At 41.1% G+C, this 3,755-nt stretch carries 2 protein-coding genes; both read right to left on the bottom strand.

Annotated features, from left to right (window positions below):
- Positions 1–115: 115 nt before the first annotated feature.
- Positions 116–1,504 (bottom strand): DUF4959 domain-containing protein, encoded by a 1,389-nt coding sequence (locus tag LBQ60_13855; GenBank protein MDR2039003.1) that lies wholly within the window; start codon positions 1,502–1,504, stop codon positions 116–118.
- Positions 1,505–1,623: 119 nt separating this feature from the next.
- Positions 1,624–3,558: a RagB/SusD family nutrient uptake outer membrane protein gene (locus LBQ60_13850; protein ID MDR2039002.1), complete on the bottom strand. Its 1,935-nt coding sequence runs from the start codon at positions 3,556–3,558 to the stop codon at positions 1,624–1,626.
- Positions 3,559–3,755: the final 197 nt, after the last annotated feature.

Genomic DNA, 3,755 nt, shown 5'->3' with positions numbered 1-3,755 from the left:
AAAGTTCAAAGTTCAAAGTTCAAAGTTTTGGAGCTAGATCTTGATCTTTTATAAACATTAAATAGAAAATATAGGGAAAAAGGGGTGAAAATCTTATCACCCCTTTTATCAATGATTATTCATACGAACCGAAAAACTGTAACTCACCCATCTGGTTTTTTTGTTGCTTACCACCTGCAAAATTACTTTTCTTGCATACAAACCTGATATAACGGCAGGGAATGTTGGTCTTGTCCGGATCAATCTCATAATCAAAACCATTCCTGATAAATTGTTCATCTTCGCTGGTGATCACATCGGATGTTAAAGTTGCGCCGGAAGGGAGTACCAATGTATAGTCACCTAATTGGACCCAATCATTTTTCCATTCATCCGTTCCTCCCACTTCTTCCCAGCTTGTCCAATACTTAAGATTGGTCAGACGGTCCTCATCGGTTTGTTCCGGAACCAAAGCTTTGGGATTATTAGTACCCCAGACTTCAAACACAGTAAAAATATTCGCAGAGAAAAGCGGAGTCCTGGCCCTCATATAGATTTTTAACCTGCTGTAGGATGCCGGTTTCCCCATATCAATGCTGAAATAAGCGGGATATCCGAAGGTATTATCAGTCCAACCCGGTACATAATGTTTCAGCATACCCCAGTCGTCACCCGAATGATACCAATTGGATGCATTAAAAAGGACATCGTCAATAAGAATGGTGAAATTACGGTTACTCCCTGCGGTTCCCCAGTTATCTCCTCTCGATAAACACTCCCTGTTATCAAATCCCCATAAATACCATTGTTGAATGTTTAATTCATCACGTCCTTTGATTTGTTGTTCATACAGGGGAGTCAACATAGTATCCAGAGGTATGGAATAATTCAACCACCTGTCGCGTATTTCGATCCTGAAAGAATATTCCTTACTTGGAAACCCACGGAATGTATATCCGCCTTTAACAGCCTTGGAAAAATAAGTATCATCCAATGTCATTTCTCCAACAGAATCAACATATAAGGAGACAGCAATATTCTCTTCCATGATGTTTTCCCAGGAACAATAAACTCCACCAAAGGTTGGATTTACTTTTAACGATTTACGGACCAGATCAACAGGTGATAATAATGGTTTGACGATTACCTGTTCGGGTTCCGATTCATTCCTGCTCAGGTCTATCGTATACAGGTTTACTATATGTTCGGTTGTGTCCGGGTATCCGACCAAAACAATAGTATCCCTCTTAAATACATTAGTAGTGTCCCAAATTGCTGAAGAAAAATTTTCATACACCTTTCCACCTTCATGAAACGAATATACGGCTTTTACAGCAAGCAGATCTTTATCATCAGGAAGTTCATATGTAATCGTGGCTCCTCCGTGGAAGTTTTCCACTTTTATATTGGTGACCTTTCCGGGAGGTATATCATCGGTCGGATCATTCCATTCTTTTACGTCTTTGCAACTCCATATAAGAGCCGCCAAACCGACAATCAACAATGTTCTTAATTGTATTTTCATACGAATATGATTTAATTTTTTATGGTTGTATGGAACCCTCATCTTATATTCATCCTTTTTGGCGAATTTGGTTCATGAGGGTTTCATATATTTTGATTTTATTATAACTATTTAAAAGATTACCATCCGGGATTTTGTACCAGGTTATTGTTTTTCATTATAACACCTTGCCTGATGGGCCATAAATAATCTTTATCCATAAAACTTAACTGATACACTTTCTGAACAGTATAATAATCATTTCCTTCTCCGAAGGTATTCAGTCCCCAGATAATCTTGTTCATGTATTCTTTGGCCAGTTTCCAACGCCGTAAATCCCAGAAGCGGATGCCTTCAAAAGCCAGTTCATTCATACGTTCCCGTTGGATAATCTCCCGCATACCATCCTGGGTAAGCGGTTTTCCGGCAGCCTCAGGTACGGCATATTTACTCCAGCTATCTACTACTCCTTCCAGACCGGTTCGCGCCCGTACCAGATCGATGTATTCATAGACTTCGTCGTCAGGAGCAGCTTTCCATTCATTCAATGCTTCGGCATACATCAGGTAGAGATCAGCCAGGCGGATAATAGGAAAAGCGTATTCATAGATACTCATATTAGAGTTATCATCGGGGACGGAAGTCATATAATGCAGCAGTTTTTTACATTGATACCCTGTTGATAAAGATCTTTCCGGTACACTTGAGCCGGCACCTTCTTTCAACTTGGTTACCCAAAGATTGTTATCGGAAGTGATCCTCCCGTTTCCGTAATAAGTACCGTTGTCAAATGTGATGGAACCATAGAATCTGGCTTCACGATTGAAATGAAGATTCATTGTTTCCTGGTTTTGGGCGATATATAGTTTGTGATCTTCATCTCCCATCCGGAGTTTGTAAATCTCTACACCTACCCAATCTTTATCTTCTTCGATAGGTACTCCGTTTTTGGTATAAAATTGTTCCACAATGTGCAAAGGCGGAGCATAGTTATTATGGATCCCGCCGGTTCCCTGAACGACAAAAAATATGGGATGACACATTCTCTGAAGATTCCCTGTACCGGAATTCGATGCTCCCCAGATAATTTCACTGTTCCACCGTTCTGTAACAGCTCCCCTGACCTGCATGGCCATAACGGTTTTTTCGTTCAGATTACTTCCATAAACCGTTTCTCTTTTAAAATCGAATAGTTTACTGCCCGATTCGTCTGTCCCATGAGCGGCATCGATGGCTTCTTTCAATGCATCGGCAGCTCTTTTCCATTTTTCCGCACTGTATTCCACAGGGAAAAGTTGCGTACCGCTCTTGTCTACAAAAGTTGCGTAATCAGGGTTTCCATTGAACAGTGGACTGGCAGCCAGTGTCAGTGTTTGCGCTTTCACAGCCAATGCGATGGGCTGTGTGGCTCGTCCCAGTTCCAGCATGATATCGTCGATCTTGGGCGGAAGATCTGTAACCGCTTCATCAATCAGCGATACAATGTATTCCACTACTTCATCCACCGGTGCGCGATAGATCAGGCCCGGATCATCCATGGAAAGATTTTCCCTGATGATCGGGATCGGCCCGTACATACGTAACAGCCAGAAATGAAAATAAGCTTTCAGGAATTTTACCTCGGCTTTCCACCGGATACACTCATCTTCGCTTAAATCTATTACTTTATCTACATTTTCAAGAAAAATATTACAATCCCTCAATGCTGTGAAAATAGCTAATCCTCCGTTCAGGTCATAACGTTTCGAGTCATAGTTACTGGCCCAATAATCGCCCAGCGGTGCGGCTGTTCCCTGGAATCCCCTGGCTATGTTCCATAATCTTCCGTTAACAGCAGCCCGTTCCATATACCAGACTTCATCACCTCCCAACAGGGCGGGGTTGGCTGCAGCATCGGCAAAAGAAGGAAGAAATCCGTATATGCCATACAAATACCCCTCTGCTTCGTAACGACTTTTAAAGGCATGTTCTACTGTCAGGGTATTATCGGGAACAATATCCAGATAATCGCAGGAAGAAATACTTACAATGCAAAGCACTACTAGTATCTTTTGAAATATATGTTTTACTTTCATTTTTATTGTTTTAGTACTTAATTATTCTTAAAATGAAACATTAATACCTAAATTGATCACCCTTTGTAAGGGATAACCCAATCCGTTTCCACCCATTTCCACGTCCCATAATTTAAAATTGCTGAAGAGCAACAGGTTTGTTCCGCTCACATAAAAGCGGCATGATGTAATTTTCATTTTACTGACGAATTTTTCCG

Source organism: Bacteroidales bacterium, from assembly GCA_031275285.1.
Taxonomy (GTDB): Bacteria; Bacteroidota; Bacteroidia; order Bacteroidales; family UBA4181; genus JAIRLS01.
Note: the sequence above shows the minus strand (reverse complement) of the source record. Positions and strands in the feature narration are given on the sequence as shown.